At 44.5% G+C, this 19,933-nt stretch carries 13 protein-coding genes, 2 tRNA genes and 1 pseudogene; 8 read left to right on the plus strand and 8 right to left on the minus strand.

Annotated features, from left to right (window positions below; translation table 11 throughout):
• Positions 1-184: 184 nt before the first annotated feature.
• From betT to JMY02_RS07815, 5 genes are all read right to left on the minus strand, one after another.
• Positions 185-2,230, minus strand: coding sequence for a choline BCCT transporter BetT (gene betT / locus JMY02_RS07795; protein ID WP_201596931.1), 2,046 nt, complete (start codon positions 2,228-2,230; stop codon positions 185-187).
• 234 nt (positions 2,231-2,464) lie between these two features.
• A complete protein-coding gene (gene betA / locus JMY02_RS07800) occupies positions 2,465-4,165 on the minus strand; it encodes a choline dehydrogenase (protein WP_201596938.1) in 1,701 nt (566 codons plus the stop codon).
• A gap of 168 nt (positions 4,166-4,333) precedes the next feature.
• Entirely contained in the window at positions 4,334-5,836 is a 1,503-nt protein-coding gene (betB, locus tag JMY02_RS07805) for a betaine-aldehyde dehydrogenase (protein ID WP_201596940.1), read from the minus strand.
• A gap of 204 nt (positions 5,837-6,040) precedes the next feature.
• Positions 6,041-6,625, minus strand: a complete 585-nt coding sequence (locus JMY02_RS07810; protein ID WP_021814407.1) for a TetR/AcrR family transcriptional regulator — start codon at positions 6,623-6,625, stop codon at positions 6,041-6,043.
• 1 nt (position 6,626) lies between these two features.
• On the minus strand, positions 6,627-6,971 hold the full coding sequence (locus JMY02_RS07815; RefSeq protein ID WP_131657869.1) for a DMT family transporter: 345 nt from the start codon (positions 6,969-6,971) through the stop codon (positions 6,627-6,629).
• Between the two features lie 387 nt (positions 6,972-7,358).
• Between JMY02_RS07815 and JMY02_RS07820 the strand changes: the two genes are divergently transcribed.
• The 3 genes from JMY02_RS07820 to JMY02_RS07830 all read left to right on the plus strand — a co-directional run bounded on the left by JMY02_RS07820 (position 7,359) and on the right by JMY02_RS07830 (position 9,094).
• Positions 7,359-7,434 (plus strand) — tRNA-Asn (locus JMY02_RS07820).
• 266 nt (positions 7,435-7,700) lie between these two features.
• Complete coding sequence (locus JMY02_RS07825) at positions 7,701-8,030, plus strand: hypothetical protein (protein WP_021814410.1); 330 nt, start codon at positions 7,701-7,703, stop codon at positions 8,028-8,030.
• A 338-nt stretch (positions 8,031-8,368) separates the two neighbouring features.
• Positions 8,369-9,094: a hypothetical protein gene (locus JMY02_RS07830; RefSeq protein ID WP_227678446.1), complete on the plus strand. Its 726-nt coding sequence runs from the start codon at positions 8,369-8,371 to the stop codon at positions 9,092-9,094.
• Between the two features lie 73 nt (positions 9,095-9,167).
• On the opposite strand, the gene JMY02_RS07835 is transcribed toward JMY02_RS07830, so the two are convergent.
• From JMY02_RS07835 to JMY02_RS07845, 3 genes are all read right to left on the minus strand, one after another.
• A tRNA-Ser gene (locus tag JMY02_RS07835) sits at positions 9,168-9,258 on the minus strand.
• Between the two features lie 92 nt (positions 9,259-9,350).
• Positions 9,351-10,511 carry a type I glyceraldehyde-3-phosphate dehydrogenase gene (locus JMY02_RS07840; protein WP_201596942.1) on the minus strand — a complete coding sequence of 387 codons (1,161 nt, stop codon included), beginning with the start codon at positions 10,509-10,511 and terminating at the stop codon, positions 9,351-9,353.
• 42 nt (positions 10,512-10,553) lie between these two features.
• Positions 10,554-12,506, minus strand: coding sequence for an AAA family ATPase (locus JMY02_RS07845; RefSeq protein ID WP_201596944.1), 1,953 nt, complete (start codon positions 12,504-12,506; stop codon positions 10,554-10,556).
• Between the two features lie 512 nt (positions 12,507-13,018).
• On the opposite strand from JMY02_RS07845, the gene exaC reads away from it, so the two are divergent.
• The 5 genes and pseudogenes from exaC to JMY02_RS07870 all read left to right on the plus strand — a co-directional run bounded on the left by exaC (position 13,019) and on the right by JMY02_RS07870 (position 19,909).
• A complete protein-coding gene (exaC, locus tag JMY02_RS07850; protein WP_201596946.1) occupies positions 13,019-14,545 on the plus strand; it encodes an acetaldehyde dehydrogenase ExaC in 1,527 nt (508 codons plus the stop codon).
• A 97-nt stretch (positions 14,546-14,642) separates the two neighbouring features.
• Positions 14,643-15,671, plus strand: a complete 1,029-nt coding sequence (gene adhP, locus JMY02_RS07855; RefSeq protein WP_201596948.1) for an alcohol dehydrogenase AdhP — start codon at positions 14,643-14,645, stop codon at positions 15,669-15,671.
• A gap of 353 nt (positions 15,672-16,024) precedes the next feature.
• Positions 16,025-16,351: a DUF779 domain-containing protein gene (locus JMY02_RS07860; RefSeq protein ID WP_201596950.1), complete on the plus strand. Its 327-nt coding sequence runs from the start codon at positions 16,025-16,027 to the stop codon at positions 16,349-16,351.
• Positions 16,352-16,531: 180 nt separating this feature from the next.
• A pseudogene (locus tag JMY02_RS07865) lies at positions 16,532-17,798 on the plus strand (GMC family oxidoreductase).
• 470 nt (positions 17,799-18,268) lie between these two features.
• Entirely contained in the window at positions 18,269-19,909 is a 1,641-nt protein-coding gene (locus tag JMY02_RS07870; RefSeq protein ID WP_201596952.1) for an ABC transporter substrate-binding protein, read from the plus strand.
• The last annotated feature ends 24 nt before the right edge of the window (positions 19,910-19,933 follow it).

The raw sequence follows: 19,933 nt of genomic DNA on the forward strand, positions 1-19,933 counted from the left end.
AAAGGACTGAGCCCTGTGCAGTACAGAACTCAGTCCTTGGGTTAAACTAAACTGTCCAAGTTTCGGGGGTCAGTTCAAAGCAGCATTCAGCTTATGGGGTCATCTCTTACGATACTGTTGGGTCATATTTATCCGCTGCTTTTATAGCCATGCCACATCAAGATAATACAACCACTCTACCCAATTAACGCTCTAAATGTAGATACTGCAAATGGCGCTCGTACTGATTCAAGATATCGACCAGTACTTGCTCTTTGGTATAGCCCACCAAATCATACTCTTGTGATCCATCACTCAAGAACACCTCAGCGCGATAATAGTACTCGGCATGCTTGGTTGAGGTATTCAACGTAAAGTTGGGTCGCTCAGCTTTGATCAAATTGACTTCATAGATAAAATCATCTTCATCGCCATGACCGACACGCAGTTTTAGACCATCTACCTGACCGCTGTCTTGACTCATACCCGCATCGATATCTTGACCAATACTGGCAAGATTGTGGATATCCAAAGACGTTTTGAGACCACCTGCGGCGAACTCTTTTTCGACCTCAGTCATCGCTGGCATGACCACATTGTGCAAGAATTTTTCGACCTGCGCATGACTGGGGAAGCTAACAATACGTTGCAAACGCGCTTTCCAGCCTTTACCACTGTCCAGCACGTTGGCCGTACCGATGGCGCTGGCCTTGCGTTTGTTACCTTCCTCTTTTAGCGACTTCCACATCGACATCATATAGAGGACGAGGATAAGTGAGAACGGCAAACCAGCAATCACAGACACAGATTGTAATGAGGCAAAGCCACCCGCAAACAACAAACCTAACGTGATAAATCCCGTCGCTGCTGCCCAAAACAGACGCAACCAAACGGGCGCATCGGTATCATTGGTCATGCCTCTTGAGCTTAGATTGGCCAGTACCAAAGCGCCTGAATCGGCAGAAGTCACAAAAAATACCAAACCGATAACGACGCCAGCAAATGACAAGATGTCGCTGTAAGGAAAATATTCAAACAAGGCAAACATGCCCATCGCTGCATCATTGACCGCGATTTCGCCAAGCTCAGTTGCGCCATTGGCAACCAAATCTATCGCTGAGTTGCCAAAGATAGAAAACCAAGCAAAGATAAAGCCGAGTGGAATAAACATCACGCCAAACACAAACTCACGCAGCGTACGACCACGGCTGATACGGGCGATAAACAAGCCCACAAACGGTGCCCAAGCTACCCACCACGCCCAGAAAAATATCGTCCATGCCGATTTCCAATCAGCACCGGCGCTGCCATCATAAGCATAAACGTCAAAAGTTTTTGCAACGATTGTTTGGAAGTATTGACCAATACTTTGGGTGAAGGTGTTGAGCAGATAAACTGTGTTGCCCATCACTAATATCGCCAGCAACAGCAATATCGACGCCAACATGTTAAATTCAGATAAACGGCGTACGCCTTTTTCTACACCCGTCATCGCAGAGATAGCTGCCGCCGCAACGACACCCACGATAATGAGTGTCTGAACCGTTTTGCTCGATTCAATACCGAACACATGAGTCAATCCAGCGTTGGCCTGCAATACGCCAATCCCTAAACTGGTCGCGATACCCATCAAGGTACAGACGACACCAAACGTATCAATGCCATCACCAAGCCAGCCTTTAATCAAGCGCTCGCCAAATATCGGCGTCAATGGTGAACGTAAGGCCAGTGGCATGTTTTTACGGTACGCAAAATACGCCAATGCCATACCGATGAGTGCATAAATCCCCCAACCATGCAGTCCCCAATGCAAAAAGGTCTGCGATAACGCTTGGCGCATGGCTTCTTCGCTGGCAGGTTCGAGTCCTGTATGCGGTGTCAAATAATGCATCAATGGTTCAGACGCACCAAAGAACAGCAAGTCAATACCGATGCCTGCCGAAAACAACATGGCGGCCCATGCTAAAAAGGGAAACTGGGCTTTTTCATGGTCTTGACCAAGCTTGATGTCACCATATTTAGAAAAACCAACAAATAGCGCAAATATACTATAAGCGGCAACCACCAACATGTAGTACCAACCAAAACTCGATGATACCCAAGCCATACTTGAGCTGAGTAAAGCCTCACTATAATCTGGAAAAGCAATCGTCCAGACTATTAATAAAATAGAAATAATAGCGGAGCCTAAAAAAACCGTTTTATTTAGGCTTAAGGGTTTCGTTCCATCTTCTGATGGCGAACTGTACATAAAAAACCTCAATAGATAAATTAAACACTATCTGACATTGCTTTGTCCGTCATAAAAAGGTGAGAGACAAAGCAATATCAACAAGTAAAAAGTGAATAGGATGACAAACAGATTTCACCATAACGGTGTTCATCACCTATTATGTCAACGTTGATGAAAAAGGCCTTTACTGAGAAAGCGCTTTTTTATGAAATTGTCTTATATAGTTATTTATCCAGCCACTTACACAATCGCTTACGCCATAGCATCATAACGACGCATAGGTTGTGCTCTTAGTGGCGCACCATTGGCGACATAATAATCTGCCGTTGAACGTGGCAGCTGTACGCCGCGCATCTTGTCGACGATTTTTTCTGCCAGCATGATGGTCGTCGCATTGAGATTACCACTGATGATATTTGGCATAATAGATGCATCGACGACGCGCAAGCCTTCGATACCATGTACCAGCCCTTCGCCATTCACCACGGCATCATTACCTTCGCCCATCGCACACGTACAAGAAGGATGGTAAGCAGTCTCACCATGTTCGCGCACATAGTCGTCTAGCTGCTGATCGGTCACCAAGTCTTCGCTTGGTGAAAGCGCACGACCACGGTAAGGATCAAGCGCTGGCTGATGCATAATTTCACGAGTAATACGCATAGCGGCGCGGAATTCTTGCCAGTCTTGATCGTGAGACATATAGTTAAATAAAATACTCGGGTGGGCACTTGGATCTTTTGAGGTCAGCTTGACACGGCCACGACTGGGTGAGCGCAATGAACCCACATGCGCCTGAAAACTGTGAGAGTCACTGGCACTTCGGCCATCATAGCGAACGGCAAGCGGCAAGAAATGATACTGAATATTGGGATGCGTGAATTTCTCATCGGTACGAATAAAACCGCCACCCTCAAACTGATTGGACGCACCAAGTCCTGTGCCATTGAATAACCACTCCGCACCAATGGCAGGCTTATTCCACCATTTATTGGCAGGGGCAATCGAGACTGGCAGCTTACATTCATACTGCATGTACAGCTCTAAATGGTCCTGCAAGTTGTTACCAACGCCCGGCAAGTCCAGCACTTCCGTCACGCCAGCTTCTTTAAGCCACTGACCAGGGCCAATGCCTGAGCGTTGCAGCAATTGCGGTGAGGCAATCGCGCCCGAGGAAACCACGACTTCACGAGCTGCATAAAAATTCTTGGTTTGACCTTGATGCTCGACTTTGACCCCAATAGCACGCTTACCATCAAATAAAATCACATCGGTAAGTGCCCCAGTCAAAATCGTGATATTGCTACGGGGCTTGGCACGATCAAGATAACCACGAGCGGTCGAAGCACGGCGACCATTTGGCGTGACAAAACGATCCATCGGCCCAAAGCCTTCTTGCTGATAGCCGTTTAAGTCTTCAGTGCGCGGAAAACCAGCCTGCACGCCCGCTTCAATCATGGCTTGAAACAGCGGATTGACGCCCGGCTTTGAGGTGGTCATCTCAACAGGGCCGCCTGCGCCATGATAGTCATTTTCGCCAACATCACGGTTTTCTGACTTTTTAAAATACGGCAAGCAATCCAAATACGTCCAATCTGATAAACCGTCTAGTGTCGCCCAGTCATCAAAATCTAACGCATTACCACGGATATAACACATACCGTTAATCAGCGATGAGCCGCCCAGTCCTTTGCCGCGACCGCAGTCCATGACTCGGTTATTCATATACGGCTCGGGATCGGTTTTATAACCCCAATTGTACGTGGTTCCTTGTAAAGGCATGGCGAGTGCCGCTGGCATCTGCGTACGAAAATCCAAACGATAATCAGGGCGACCTGCCTCTAACAGCAATACCTTAATGTTGGCATCTTCCGTCAGACGCGTGGCCAGCACATTGCCTGCTGAGCCTGCGCCGACAATGATATAATCGTACTCAGGAGTACTTGATGTCATAAACTGCTCCGTAATCTTAAAAAGCTCAGTATTGAAAAATCATTCATTTAATATCAGTCAGGTGGAATAACAAGGACAAATAAGTCCTAATAAAACAAGCTTCAAACACCCTGACTGATTAAAATTTTTCAATAATTATTAAAATATGGGTTGTTAACACATGGATTATTAAAATACAGATTCAAACGCGCCCAACTCTACTTGGATAGACTTGGTCTGAGTGTAGTGCTCAAGGGCTTCAATACCGTTTTCGCGGCCAATACCCGAGTGCTTATAGCCACCAACTGGCATTTGCGCTGCTGACTCGCCCCACGTATTTAGCCAGCAGATGCCCGCTTCAATTTGAGCGATAACGCGATGCGCTCGGGTTAAATCAGCGGTCACAACGCCTGCGGCCAAGCCATAATCGGTATCATTGGCACGGCGGATCACTTCTTCTTCTGTCTCATACGTCAATATCGACATGACAGGCCCAAAGATTTCTTCGCGTACAATGGTCATCTCATCGCTGCAATCGGTAAACACGGTCGGTGCGACAAACGCGCCATTTGCAAGCGATGGGGTCGTGACACGCTCGCCACCCGCTAGCAAGCGTGCGCCACTGGCTTTACCTTGTTCAATATAATCCAGCACTCTTTCCATATGTGGAAAGCTTACCAATGGCCCCATATTGATGTTCTCATCTATCGGATCGCCAAGTTTGATACGTTCGACCCGCGTCAAGATGGCTTGCTCAAATTTGGTTTGTAGCGCTTTAGGGATAAATACTCGCGTGCCATTGGTACAGACCTGACCGCTACTATAAAAGTTCGCCATCATAGCGATATCAGCCGCGGTATCAATATCGGCATCATCAAATATGATTAATGGCGATTTGCCACCCAGCTCTAATGTCACGTCTTTGAGAGACGTTGATGCTGCACTCGACATGACTTTTTTGCCCGTCGGTACGCCACCTGTGAACGATACTTTGGCGATATCGGGATGCTGAGTCAGCGCTTCGCCCACTTCATAATTACCTTGCACTACGTTAAAGACGCCGTTTGGCAATCCCGCTTCTGTAAAGATTTCTGCCAGTTTTAGTGCGGTCAAAGGCGTGACTTCTGATGGTTTAAAAATCATCGCGTTACCAGCGGCTAGTGCTGGTGCTGCTTTCCACATAGCGATCTGAATAGGATAATTCCATGCGCCAATACCTGCGACCACGCCTAACGGTTCGCGGCGGGTATAGACAAAACTGCTGTCACGCAGCGGAATCTGACGGCCTTCTATGGTTGGTGCAAGCCCTGCGTAATATTCAACAACGTCAGCACCCGTGACGATATCCACGTATTTTGTCTCAGAGTACGCTTTACCTGTGTCTTTTGTTTCGAGCAACGCCAGCACATCGTTGCGCGCGCGTAGTATGTCAACGGCATTTAACAAAATTCGACTACGCTCAACAGCCGTCATCGCCGCCCAAATTTTCTGACCTTGCTGTGCCGCTTTTACCGCTTCATTGATCTGCTCATTGGTCGTTTGCTGAATGGTTGCCAACACTTCACCAGTCGCTGGATTGATATCTTCAAAAGTCGTGAGTGACGTATCGATAGGCAAGTAACGACCATTAATATAAGCGGTTTGTACCTGTTCTAAATCGATAATGTCTGTCAAAATTTTTGAATCTGTCATAAGTTCTCCTTTCGACGATTGGCAGCTGCTTTTGTAAAAAGCGCTCAAACCAAATAGCTCGTCATTGTTTACGTATTAAAATATTAAGTATTAAAATAAAATGTCGTGATTTTTCACTTATAAACGGTTCATTTGATTATTAAAACATCGGTTGGCTTACTAACACTCTGTATATATCGATCATTTGAAAGCCATGTTTTAAACTTACTCATCTGACTCATCAAAACCGCGCTGCGTCATTCTTATCAAACGATTGCGTAAGGATTGCTTGTCCAATATGTTGATTCCCGAAAAATCAGAGAGCCAAATACCATCAGCGACCAAACGTACCATACATAGTGTTTCGGTATTGTCGGTTGCCTCATGCTTCTTCAATTGCTCATTGGCCCACTGTGCCCACAACTCACGCAGCTCGCTGTCGCCTAGCATCAATACATACAAGGTCGCTTGATTGTCAAACTCTTCTTGCCCCTTCTCACCTAAGCTGATGGTGGCATCAATATAGGCACGCGTAAAAGAACCATAAGGCACAGGATCTTTGGCCATAGCCGCATCCACTTCTGCCTCAAACCTAGCCATAGCGTCATCAAACACTTCCAAGATCAGCGCGTTTTTGGTGGCAAAGTGATGCATCACGCCGCCTTTTGTGACGCCAGTTGCGTCCGCGACCGCTTGAAACGTAACTTTAGACAAGCCCTGTTCTAACGTAATTCGTGCTGCTTGATCTAACAACGCACGACGAACCAACTCTGGCTGTTTTTTGCGTTTATACGCATTTTCCACTTCCATCTCAGTGCACCACCACATTAGAAAATAAATTCATTACCACGACACCGCCCACAATCATGGCAATGCCAACCACTGCTGCTATATCGAGACTTTGCTTAAACAGCACGACACCAACGAGCGATGTCAACACAATTCCCAAACCAGCCCATAACGCATAAGCAATACCAAGCGGTATAATTTTGAGAGACTGGGCCAACAAATAAAACGAGAGTACATAAAGCACACCCATAGTCAGTGTCGGTAACAAACGAGTGAACTGCTCTGACTTTACCAAAAAACTGGTGCCTATCACTTCACAGAGGATGGCAATAGCCAGATAACCGTAAGCAATAATGGTAGGACTCATATTCATGTCACTCATCTCAAATAGAGCAGCTATTAATAATATGTGTTAAAGAAACCACACGGTTGGTATTTTATAGAAATATTGTAGCAATGTGAAGGGTAAGTTCATGATTTTTTGTTGAAAGAGATATAAAGAGGGTTTTATTACTCAAAAAGAGAGGCAATCTTTCTTTTATATTGCCCTGACGATCGCGCTATTTATCAAAATCGCCTGTTATCTAAGAGATAAAAGTCTGTTTTTGAGAGATTACAACAATATTTCTAATTAATGATGTAATAAGGTTGACAGCCCGTAGCGACTTGGCTAAAATGTGCCCCACGTAACGCAAACAAGCCAAGTAATTGCTTGTGTACAGCGCTTAAATAACTTGCTGTTATGACAATTTATTCTCCAATAGCTCAGTTGGTAGAGCAACGGACTGTTAATCCGTGTGTCCCTGGTTCGAGCCCAGGTTGGAGAGCCATATATTAAGAACCTTCATCATTATTAGATGGAGGTTTTTTTATGTTTTTCGGTTTTATATTTAGTACCCATTATATAGTCGATAGTAAATAATATGGATACATGGCCTTCTGATGAGTGACTGGTATTCATGTTACTTTTCATCGATGCTATTAGCGTGGCCATGGTGTTCTTTTAAGCGTTTTTGTTGTATGGTAAGGTTAGTTTCGATTGGGTTAGTTTTCGTCTGAATGCTTTACTCCTACTCACTAAAAGTAATGGTTTATTATGATACCTGTCCGTGTAAAAAATAAATTTTCTGATCATCCGCAAAAAATCATGCGCCCGATCAGTATTCGTTTGTCTGAAGAGATGATTATGCTATTAGAATCGACTTCGGCAGAGTTGGGTTTTAAACGTATTCAAGGGCTTATTCGTCTATACATCCGCCAAGGTCTTGATCGTGACCATCAAGATTACACGCTGGCACACGATGAAGTTTTCATCGAAACATTGCGCAAACGCGGTGTGAGTCAGCATATTATCGATGAAGCAATTGTAGTAACACATAATAATAATACGACCCACTCATTGTCTGAGCTACAAGACAACGATTGAGAGCACGTCTAAAAGCCCCTTATTAAAAAGTTGCTATTTGCCTCTCTCAGGCTCAAAGCTTGCTTTCCATAAAAAAAGACTAAGTCTGCCCAGCGCACTTAGTCTTTTTTTATGGCTATCATTTCATTTATATAGTTAGATCAATATAAATAAGATGATAGGAGGACTGGTGACAATTTTTCTTTATAGATTTTTTATATGTTGAGACAATCAAGTTTTTTAGGGTTGGTTTAAGTTTACTACAGTATTTAGCCATAACTAAACACAACCTGCCATCAAACGAGGTATATTAAGGAAGTAGTCGTCACGATTAAGAAGTACTTACGAGGAGGTGTACGATGATGAGTTTACATCAACGTTTCAATAAAGCTTTGTTATTAACGGTCACTTTAACGATGCTCGCGCTCGCGCCTGCCTGCTCGTCGCCACAAATGGATCCAACCAAAAAAACCATACCGACCAACTCTGACCAATGGCAAAAAAAACTGGGATCCACTCTAGAGCAATTGCCCGAATCCGATCAGCAATTACTGAGTCGATATATGCTGCGTATGAAGCTTAGCGAAGCCTACGAGTCAGGAGCCATGCCCCGTACCACCATTAAACAGGCACTGATACAGCAGCGTGAATACGAGCGTCTACATCCAAACAACCCAACGGGCAAAAAAAGTCCCATCACCACCAACCAGCAAACAACAACCGTCCAATACCCCGTTGCCCTTCTTCCAGTCAAAAGCAGCGACAGTGATAGCTTGAATCAGGTAAAGCTGCAATTTATGCTGTCAAATCACGGTAAAGTTGCCATTCAAAGCTTTAAGGGCACGCTGACGATGCAAGACACCACTCTTAAGCAAGCCAAGAGCTTTAATGTTCCATTGACCCAGTTCGATCCACCTATTAGACCAGAACAATCTGGCAAAATAATCATTGAGAGTAGTATTGAGGACATCAATGTCATGCGCGCTATTAAAAATACCAAAGATATGACCATTCAAATCGAGGAAGGCACACTTGTGTTAGAAGATGGCCAAAAAATCGAGTTCGGCCAGTCGCTAGTGAAATAAAAGGCATTATTTAAAGCCTTAATAAAAGCACAATAAAAAACCCCGATCATCACTGATCGGGGTTTTTTGAATTTGGCGGAGACGGAGAGATTCGAACTCTCGAAGGGCTATGAACCCTTGTCGGTTTTCAAGACCGGTGCATTCAACCGCTCTGCCACGTCTCCATTGGTGCATCATTATATAGATATCATTTTATAATGCAAGTAGTTAATCTAAAAAAATCGAATTAATTTACTAGGGCGTGTCCTAACAGCCCTTAATCACTGATATGTTCTTTGCTTGAGGCCAAATGTAAGCACATATCTAACAATCTATTGGCATAACCCCATTCATTATCATACCAAGCAAACACCTTATACTGCTCACCCACTCGCATCAGCTGCTGACCATCGATGATCAAGGATTCGGGCTGATGGATAAAATCACTTGAAACTAACGGTTCATCGGTATAAGCCATGATATCGAGCAAATGCGCTTGGCTTGCAGATTTGAGTGCCTCGCGAACTGCCTCAACACTCACATTGGACGTATCAAATATAAAAGTCACATCAATAGCAGCGACATCGATGGTCGGCACGCGTATCGAATGACCATGTATTTTGCCGATCATCGCTGGTAGCACACGCTCCGTGGCAGCGATACTACTGGAGGTAGTCGGGATAATGTTATAGCCGGAAGCGCGCGCTCGTCTTGGGTCACGATGTGCTTGATCCAAGACCGTTTGATCCGCTGTGACGGCATGAATCTCTGTCATCATTGCCGACTTGACACCAAACGCTTTATCAAGCGTATCAATCAACGGTACCAATGCCTGCGTGGTACAAGAGACGCTGGAGATAATTGGCAGCTTGCGCGTTAACTCATCTGTGTTAACACCCATGACAATGCAGGCATCGACATCATCGAAAGGGGCTGCACCGATGATTACTTGCCGTGCGCCCGCCTCAATATGCAGATTTGCTTGTTTATAAGAGCGGAAGTGACCAGTACACTCTAGCACCACATCGACGCCCAACGCTTGCCACGGTAATTGCGAAGGGTTGGGTTCTGACAACAAATTGATGCAGTAAGTATAATTATTTTTGGTCAGACAAAGCTGCGTTCTGCTATCGTCATCGCCACTACTCGCCACAATATCAGCACTGACGCCAAGTCGACTCAATCGGCCATGTGTACTATCGAATTTTAATAAGTGCAATAAAATGTCAGCTGGCGCTAAGTCATTGATTGCCACCACATGAATGGCGCGGCCCAACACCTCAAAGCGCTCTAGCAAGGCGCGCAATACGTTGCGCCCGATACGCCCAAAACCGTTAATGGCGACTCTCAAGGGCTGTGTGTGCTCACCAGTGGTGCGGAATCCCGCCACTACTGGGTCAGAGTTTAATTGATAAGTGGTGCTAGAAAAATCAGGCATAACAAGTTATCGCTATAAATGTAGGAACAAGGGCGTGCAAATTTATGGCGTAATAAAAATCAGTGCCAAGCGAATGGTATTATAATCAATACTCTGCTTGAGATGATCAAATACTGGACGCAGCTTGATACTACCATCATCATTAAAATCGTTTGGATTATTGGCAACTTTGATCGCCACATAGGCATTGCCAACTGCCGTCATAATCTCATCTGCTGGGCGCAAATGGTCGCAAGCCAAACTTGGGTCTTGCGATTTTAGCTCGCCAATATGACGCATAATAGTGGATTGTGACAGCTGGCGCGCTTGCGATATCTCCACAATGGTCAAACTCTCTTCTAATAACAATCTGGTCGCAAGTAAAGTACTGTCTGATTTATCAGAGACCTGATTGCCCAGTTTTTGTTTTTTATCTTGCTGAGCTTGCTGTTGTTCACGGCGCTTTTTTTGTAGGTTGGCATAAGCATCAATCACCGATTTACTCAGCGTACCGCCTGATTTGAGAGTGAATTTCTCATGCGCCTGCGTCATGCTTTCTTCATCGAGCATCGCATAATTGGCATCGGCTTCCGCGGATAGTGCTAAAAAGCGCTTATCTGCCCCGCGTGCCAATGGATCGAGTTGTAAGCTCATGTCATTCATGCCTAGCAACTGTAGCCCTGCCAGCGATTTCAGCCGTGATAGCGCCACATAACCTTGTCCCAGCTCAAACGTACGAGACAAATCAATCTCGGCTGCCTCTAGCGTCATGCCTTGCGACTTATGAATGGTAATCGCCCATGCCAGACATAGCGGCACTTGCTCGTAGCTCGCCAACACCTCCCCTGTCTCGTCTTCGATGATCCACTCTTCTGGCTCCGCGATGACTTCGCGTCCTGAATTGAGCCTAACTACGGGCATTTTTTGGGTGGATGGTTTTTTGGTCTTTGGTTGATCGACGTCTTTTTTGGCGGCGCTTTTTTTACCCTTAAGCGTTTTTTTATCGTCGCCAGTGTCTTTATCATCGCCAGTGTCATCGTCTTTGCCATCATCTTCGATTAAGGCGTCGCTATTATCCTTGCCATCATCAACCTTAACGGCGGCAAAGCCGATCAACTCACCCATTGTGCCGTTAGAGACACCAAGCTCGGTATTGTTTTTGATAAACATCACTTTAGCGCCAATTTTGAGAATCAGCTCATCTTGAGTCCGTACGGTTTTTTTCAACGTCTCAACCAGCTTACTATCGCCTGTCGATGTTGCCTCAAAACGCATCATTTCACCAGACAGCGCCGTAAGTTCTTTATCATTAATTTTATTGACATTAAGATTGTGTGTATAAAGACGCGTGCGCTTGATGTCAACATTTTGATCAACGGTGGCTTCTAGTGCAGCAATCGCCTCAAACGTTACTTCCTGACGACGGATTTGGTTCAAGATATCATCTAAATCAAGACCGCCATTGGCTGCTTCACTCACCTGCCGATGTTGCTCAGATAAATAACAAATGTGAAACTTGGCATCGAGCCAAGCTTCCGACATAAAAGCAAACTTCTCACGGTTGCTCTCACCCTTACTACCTATCGGCGGCAACTGAAAAAAGTCGCCCGCCACCACTATCTGAATCCCGCCAAACGCGGTATCGTTTTTGCGCACATGCTTGAGTACTTGACTCACCAAATTGAGCTGTTTGGCGTGCAACATCGATATCTCATCGATAATCAACACTGCCGTGTCTTTTAATCGGTCTGCCAAAAACTGTTTGCGTGATAAATTACTCAAATCACGATCGGACAGCTCATCTTTGATTCCAATGCCTGACCAACTATGTATGGTCGTGCCACTCATATGAGTCGCGGCGATACCAGTGCTGGCAGTCACAGCGACAGGCACACGGCGCGCACGCAAATAATCAATATATTGATTGAGCGTATAGGTCTTACCTGAACCTGCTGAGCCAGTTAAAAAGACATTTTGACCTGTTTTCAAGATATCAAGAGCAGAAGATTGACGCATAGATTCAAACCAACTATTAGTATAAAAAAAGAGTAACAATACAATCATAACAACTGACGGAATAGTGCAACGGTTCATACCCAATCAGCGGGGGTTTTAGGTGCACAATATTTAAGAGTATAGCTAATATAATTATTAACAATTGTCCATTAATTATATTTTAAAAAATACTTCATTTCACATATTTATGAAAAATCAATATGATATCTCTTGATTTTTCCAGTAATAAAACCGTTAAAAATATTTTTATTATTGCTATACCGTTAAGGCACTACAGCGATATTATTTCTACTAAAAAACAAACCTTAAAGTTATATATTTACTCATCAGTCATTATAAAATTTTAGTATGATTATCAGCAGAAGCCGAGTAGTATAGAACGTGTACAGAGAGCAATTGATGTTAATCAATCACAATAGCAACTGATATTGTTTTGCGATAACAGATATTAGGATAGATAAAACTGCGCCTGTATTATCCGATAAAACAAACAACACAACAAGGAGTGTTTCATGCTGTATGCAAATCCCAATACGGAAGGTAGCCCAGTTCAGTTCCGCGAAAAATACGACAACTTTATTAATGGTGAGTGGGTTGCACCAATCGATGGCGAATACTTTGACAACTCAAGCCCCATTGATGGTAAAACCTTCTGTCAGATCGCACGTTCAAAAGAAGCCGATGTTGAAGCTGCACTAGATGCCGCTCATGCAGCAAAAGACGCTTGGGGCAAAACGAGTGTCACTGATCGCTCTAATATGTTGCTCAAACTTGCTGACGGTATCGAGGCCAACTTAGAAGCCATCGCTATCGCCGAAAGCTATGAAAACGGTAAACCCGTACGTGAAACCCTCGCCGCTGACATTCCAATCGCCATCGACCATTTGCGTTACTTTGCTGGCGTTATTCGCGCACAAGAAGGCGGCATCAGTCAGATTGACGAAGACACAGTTGCCTATCATTTTCATGAGCCTCTAGGCGTCGTCGGTCAAATCATTCCTTGGAACTTCCCTATCCTAATGGCAATTTGGAAAATTGCCCCAGCATTAGCCGCTGGTAACTGTATCGTCCTCAAGCCTGCTGAGCAAACCCCTGCTTCTGTTTTGTACATGCTTGACTTAATAGGGGCAGCAGATATTCTGCCTAAAGGCGTACTAAACGTCGTTAACGGCTTCGGTGTTGAAGCCGGTAAACCAATTGCTTCTAACCCGCGTATCGACAAAGTATCCTTTACTGGTGAGACCACAACTGGTCGCTTAATTATGCAATACGCCAGTGAAAATATCATTCCGGTAACGCTAGAGCTAGGCGGCAAAAGTCCGAATATCTTCTTTGCCGATATCATGGACGAAGACGATGACTTCTTAGACAAAGCTGTCGAAGGTCTGGTGATGTTTGCACTTAACCAAGGCGAAGTCTGTACTTGTCCATCACGCGCCCTCGTTCACGAAAGCATCTATGATGAATTTATGAAACGCTGTATCGCCCGCGTTAAAGCCATCAAAATGGGCAACCCGCTCGATACCGATACCATGATTGGTGCGCAGGCCAGCTCGGATCAGTTAGAAAAAATCCTATCTTATATCGATATCGGCAAAAAAGAAGGCGCAAAAGTCCTTGTAGGCGGTGAACTCGCCAAACATGATGGCGATCTCGGCGATGGCTATTATGTGCAGCCCACCATCTTTGAAGGCACGAATGATATGCGTGTGTTCCAAGAAGAAATCTTTGGTCCCGTGCTAGCTGTCACCACTTTTAAAGATGATGAAGAAGCAATGACTCTCGCCAATGACACGTTATATGGTCTTGGTGCTGGTGTATGGACGCGTAATGGTACTCGTGCTTATCGTTTCGGGCGTGGCATTAAAGCCGGTCGCGTTTGGACCAACTGCTATCACCTTTATCCTGCGCATTCAGCATTTGGTGGTTATAAGCAATCCGGTATTGGCCGCGAAAACCATTTAATGATGCTCGATCATTATCAGCAGACCAAAAACATGCTGGTCTCTTATAGTCCAAAAGCGATGGGGTTCTTTTAGACCGTTAACGTTCACAGCACTTTATGGTTTTGCCATGAAGTGCTTAGTTGATAGTTATAAAACTGCCATTTAAGAATGCTTAATAAGGAGAAGTCACGTGAGTAACAAAATGAAAGCCGCCGTGCTACATGAGTTCGGACAACCCTTACAAATTGAAGAAGTCGATATACCAACGCCAGGCGCTGGTCAAATTGTCGTTAAGATGCAGGCATCAGGTGTCTGTCACACTGACTTACATGCAGTTGAGGGCGACTGGCCTGTCAAACCCAGTCCACCTTTTATTCCGGGACATGAAGGCGTCGGTTTGATCACTGCCGTTGGTGAAAATGTCCATCACGTTAAAGAAGGTGACCGCGTTGGTGTACCTTGGCTCTACTCTGCTTGCGGACACTGCACGCACTGTTTGGGTGGCTGGGAAACCTTGTGTGAAAAGCAAGAAAACTCTGGTTACTCCGTGAATGGCAGTTTTGCAGAATATGTCCTAGCAGATGCAAACTATGTTGGCATTATCCCTGAGAGTGTCGACTCTATTGAGATTGCCCCTGTTTTATGTGCGGGCGTCACGGTATACAAAGGTCTTAAAATGACCGACACCAAACCAGGCGATTGGGTTGTCATTTCAGGTATCGGCGGCCTTGGTCACATGGCGGTACAATATGCCATTGCCATGGGACTCAATGTTGCTGCTGTTGATATTGACGACGAGAAGCTCGAATTTGCCAAAAAACTGGGCGCAAAACTCACGATCAATGCAAAAAATACTGATCCGGGTGAATTTCTACAAGAAGAGATCGGCGGTGCGCATGGTGTACTAGTGACAGCCGTATCCACCAAAGCATTTGATCAAGCATTAAGCATGTTACGACGCGGTGGTACCTTAGTCTGTAATGGTCTACCAACTGGTGATTTCCCTGTATCAATCTTTGATACTGTTTTGAACGGTATCACCATTCGTGGTTCAATCGTTGGTACCCGTCTGGATTTACAAGAGTCGCTAGAGATGGCAGCAGCAGGTAAAGTAAAAGCGACCGTTGCCGCTGAGCCATTAGAGAATATCAATGATATCTTTCAGCGTATGCGTGACGGTAAAATCGAGGGTCGCATTGTTATTGACTATAGTATGTAGACATATCTTTTGACATCTTAATACTGCTTTAGTGATTAGCACGCCCTAATCATAAACAACAGGTCGTATCATTTTTAATCACGTCATTCATAGCATGTGATTGAAAATGATGCGACTTTTTGCCTTCTTACTCAATAAGATTGTGGATTATATTAGGGCGTGTCCTCATTTCAAAAATGGTGATAAAAATGAGATAAATTGCAGTCAAACAAGGAAAATAGCGCAGATAATATCGGGATATTAACCAGCTATTTAACGATGTTTGGCAAAATTTAGCCATTTTTAGCCCGTTTAGATATGATCAATTGAATTGAGGACACGCCCTAGTATTCTCTCAAGATAAGGAAATCATTATGAAAGTGACAGCAACAGAATCCTGTAAAGCGTTAATTGAGCTACTACAATCCAAACACGGCGAGCTAATGTTTCATCAATCAGGTGGCTGCTGTGATGGTAGCTCACCCATGTGCTATCCACTTGGTGAGTTCAAAGTGGGCGGACAAGATGTATTGGTCGGTGAGCTGGTTGGCTGTCCATTTTATATGGGCAAAGCACAATACAAGCTATGGCAACATACCGATCTGACGATCGATGTCGTAAAAGGACGCGGCGCCAGTTTTTCGCTAGAGATACCTGAGGGCAAACGCTTTATCGTGCGCTCGGAAGTCTGCTCAGTATAAGTTTGTGTGCAGTAGAGCAGAAACTATCCATAAGTCTAACTTCACAGTATGTTTTTTTCACGTTGCCTCTCAACAAGCAGAGACTACTTAGTCATTTTTATTTTATTATTTCAACAAAATAGTAGATATTGCAAAGAGTACCCTACTCTTAATTAGCATGGACGCTATAAGGAATATAAAATGGAATTTGACTCCACATTTGATTATGTCATCGTGGGTGGTGGTTCTGCCCGTTGCGTGCTGGCCAGTCGTCTCACCGAAGACCCCAATATCAGCGTCTGCTTATTAGAATACAGCGGTGATGGTAAAGACCTTGCCGTACGTGTCCCTGCTGGACTGATCCTTATGGTGCCTGGCAAGCGCCTTAAATTAAATAACTGATGTTTTCACACTACTCCGCAAACTCATCTCAATAACCGTCGTGGTTTCCAGCCACGTGGGCAGTGCTTGGGCGGCTCCTCTGCGATCAATGCCATGATTCATACACGCGGTAGTAAGCTAGATTATGAGCGCTGGGTAGAGCAAGGCTGCACGGGTTGGGGCTTTGATGATGCACTGCCTTACTTTATCAAAGCCGAAAATAACGTCCACGGCGGTAATGAGTTGCATGGTGACAGTGGCCCGTTGCATGTCAGCGAGCTACTCAGTCCACGCGAGGTATCCAAAGCATTTGTAAAGGCTGCTATCGTCAATGGTTTGGACCATAACACTGACTTCAATAGTGAAAAGCAAGACGGTGCAGGGTTATATCAAGTCACTCATTTTCATGGAGAAAAAAAGGCCAGCGCTGTTCTGCCGCTGCCGCCTATCTCCATCCTGTCCTGTCTAAAGCCTTCCGAATTTGACCGTAATCACGCATGCACAGGCCAACCGCGTCGTGATTGAAAACAACCAAGCAACTGGCGTGATCTACGAAAAAGATGCCGTGGAACATACCGTCAAAGCGCATCATGAGGTTCTGCTATCAGGAGGTGCCTTTGGTTCGCCCAAAGTGCTCATGCTATCGGTTATCGGCCCTGCTGCGCACCTGCAGTCGCATGGTATTGAGGTGATAGTACACGCTCCTGACGTCGGTGGTAATCTACAAGATCATTTGGATGTGGCCTTTGATTACGAGGTCAATACCACTGATGTCATCGGCATCGGTATGGCGGCATTGCCCAAGAGCATTCGGCAATGGAGAAAAGACGGTATGCTCTGCTATATCCGCAACAAGTCAGATACCATCTACCATCCTATAGGTACTTGCCGTATGGGCTCAGATGACAAATCCGTGGTCGATTTGGAACCAAACGTGCGCGGCGTTAGCAGATTACGGGTCATCGACGCCTTCATAATGCCGACACTTATTAGCGCCAATACCAATGCGCCGACTATCATGATCGCTGAAAAACTGGCTGATCTGATTAAAGCCAACCATGGCCATGTCGAGCCAGAAATCACTTGAAAATATTCACCAGCAGTACCAAAATCCAAGTGTTTTATAACTTTATACGCTAAAACCAACTCACGCTAACATAAATAATTGTATTGTTTTCGTAATTATTAACTCACAATACATATGGTATTTATGATTCTTTCATATTAGGAATACAAACAAAAGCAATAAAATCTATTGGTTTACATCCAATTAGAGGCGAAAAATAGTAAAAAAGTAGGTTTTATATCAAAATTAGTTCAAAGATTTCTTGCATTACGACTGTTTATAAGAGTATATTCGAACGACTTATTTATAACACTATGTTTACCCAAACGTCAATTAAAGTTATAACAACTTAATTTATGTTTTATTTTGTAAAAATAATGTGTCGTATAAATAAATACTCAAAAGCAATTAAGCACTTGCTCATTGTATTCATGATTGGATAAGAATATGTAAATGCATGAGTAACTACCTATCATTACATGGGACGTAATATGCAAAAATCACTCTTCAAACTGACGATGTTGGCCACGCTTATCTTAGGTATGAGCGCTTGTAGTGGCGACAACAAAACCACTGACGACTCTGCTGCCAGCTCAGACGCTAAAGCGGCCAAAACCCTACTTTACTGTTCAGAAGGCAGCCCGGCTGGTTTCGATCCAGCACAGTACACAGCAGGTACGGATTTTGATGCAAGCGCCTATCCCATTTATAACGGTTTAGTGCAATTCAAGAGAGATGGTACTGAGATTCAACCAGCACTGGCTGACAGCTGGGATATTAGCGAAGATGGCAAGACTTATACCTTTAATCTACGTAAAGGTGTGAAATTCGGTAAAACGGATTACTTCACCCCAAGCCGCGATTTTAACGCAGACGATCTTATTTTTACGCTAGAACGTCTCACCAACCCAGAATTTGAATTTAACAAAGCCTACCCTGCTGAGTTCCCATATTCGGTTGGCATGGGACTACCAGATATTATTTCTAACATTGAAAAAGTTGACGATTACACGGTAAAAGTCACGCTTAGCGAAACCAATGCGCCATTTTTACAAAATTTAGCGATGCCTTTTGCTTATATCAATTCTGCTGAATATGCTGACAAGTTGATGGCATCTGGTAATGAGCCTGATATCAATAACAAACCAGTCGGTACTGGACCTTTTGTCTTTACGTCTTATCAAAAAGATGCCCAAATTCGTTATACCAAAAACCCAGACTATTGGGACAAAGATAATATCCACATCGACAATTTAGTCTTTGTCATTACCAAAGATTCAGCGGTTCGTGCGCAAAAAGTTCAAGCGGGCGAATGTCATGTATCTGCTTATCCAAAACCTGCCGAAATTGAATCGGTCAAAAAATCCGGTAAAGCCACCGTTCTTGATCAACCAGGTTTCAACGTCGGCTATGTCGGCTACAACGTTGAAAAACCGAAGCTGAGTGATCTTAGAGTTCGTCAAGCATTAGATATGGCGATTAATAAAGACGCGATTATCAATGCCGTCTATCAAAGCGAAGGTCTCAAGGCCACCAACCCAATGCCGCCAACGCAGTGGGGTTACGACAAGTCTCTAAAAGATGCGCCTTATGACGTCGAAAAAGCCAAAGCACTTATCAAAGAAGCTGGCGCAGACAATATGTCTATCAATCTCTGGTATATGCCAGTTCAACGACCATACAACCCTAATGCCAAGCTAATGGCTGAAATGCTGCAAGCAGATTGGGCGAAGATTGGTGTCGATGCCACGCTGGTAACCTATGAGTGGGGCGAGTACCTCAAACGCGCTGCTAAGGGTGAGCCTGATGTGATCTTGGCAGGTTGGACGGGTGATAATGGTGATCCAGACAACTGGCTTGGTTCGTTATTGTCTTGCGACGCTGTCGGTGGTAATAACTACTCACGCTGGTGTAATAAAGACTTTGATAATTTAGTGATGAAGGCGCGCCAGGTCACGAATCAAGATGAACGTGTGGATGACTATGTACAAGCTCAGCAGATATTCAAAGAGCAACTGCCTTGGACAACAATGGCTCATTCGGTCGTAACCGTATTTACTGCTCCAAACGTGGTGGATTTCAAAATTAGTCCGCTTGGTGCCGTACGCTTTGATGGCGTGAAGGTTGAATAGCGTTACCTAGTTAATTAAGTCCGG

Origin of the sequence: Psychrobacter vallis (genome assembly GCF_904846715.1) — a bacterium.
Lineage (GTDB): Bacteria > Pseudomonadota > Gammaproteobacteria > Pseudomonadales > Moraxellaceae > Psychrobacter > Psychrobacter vallis.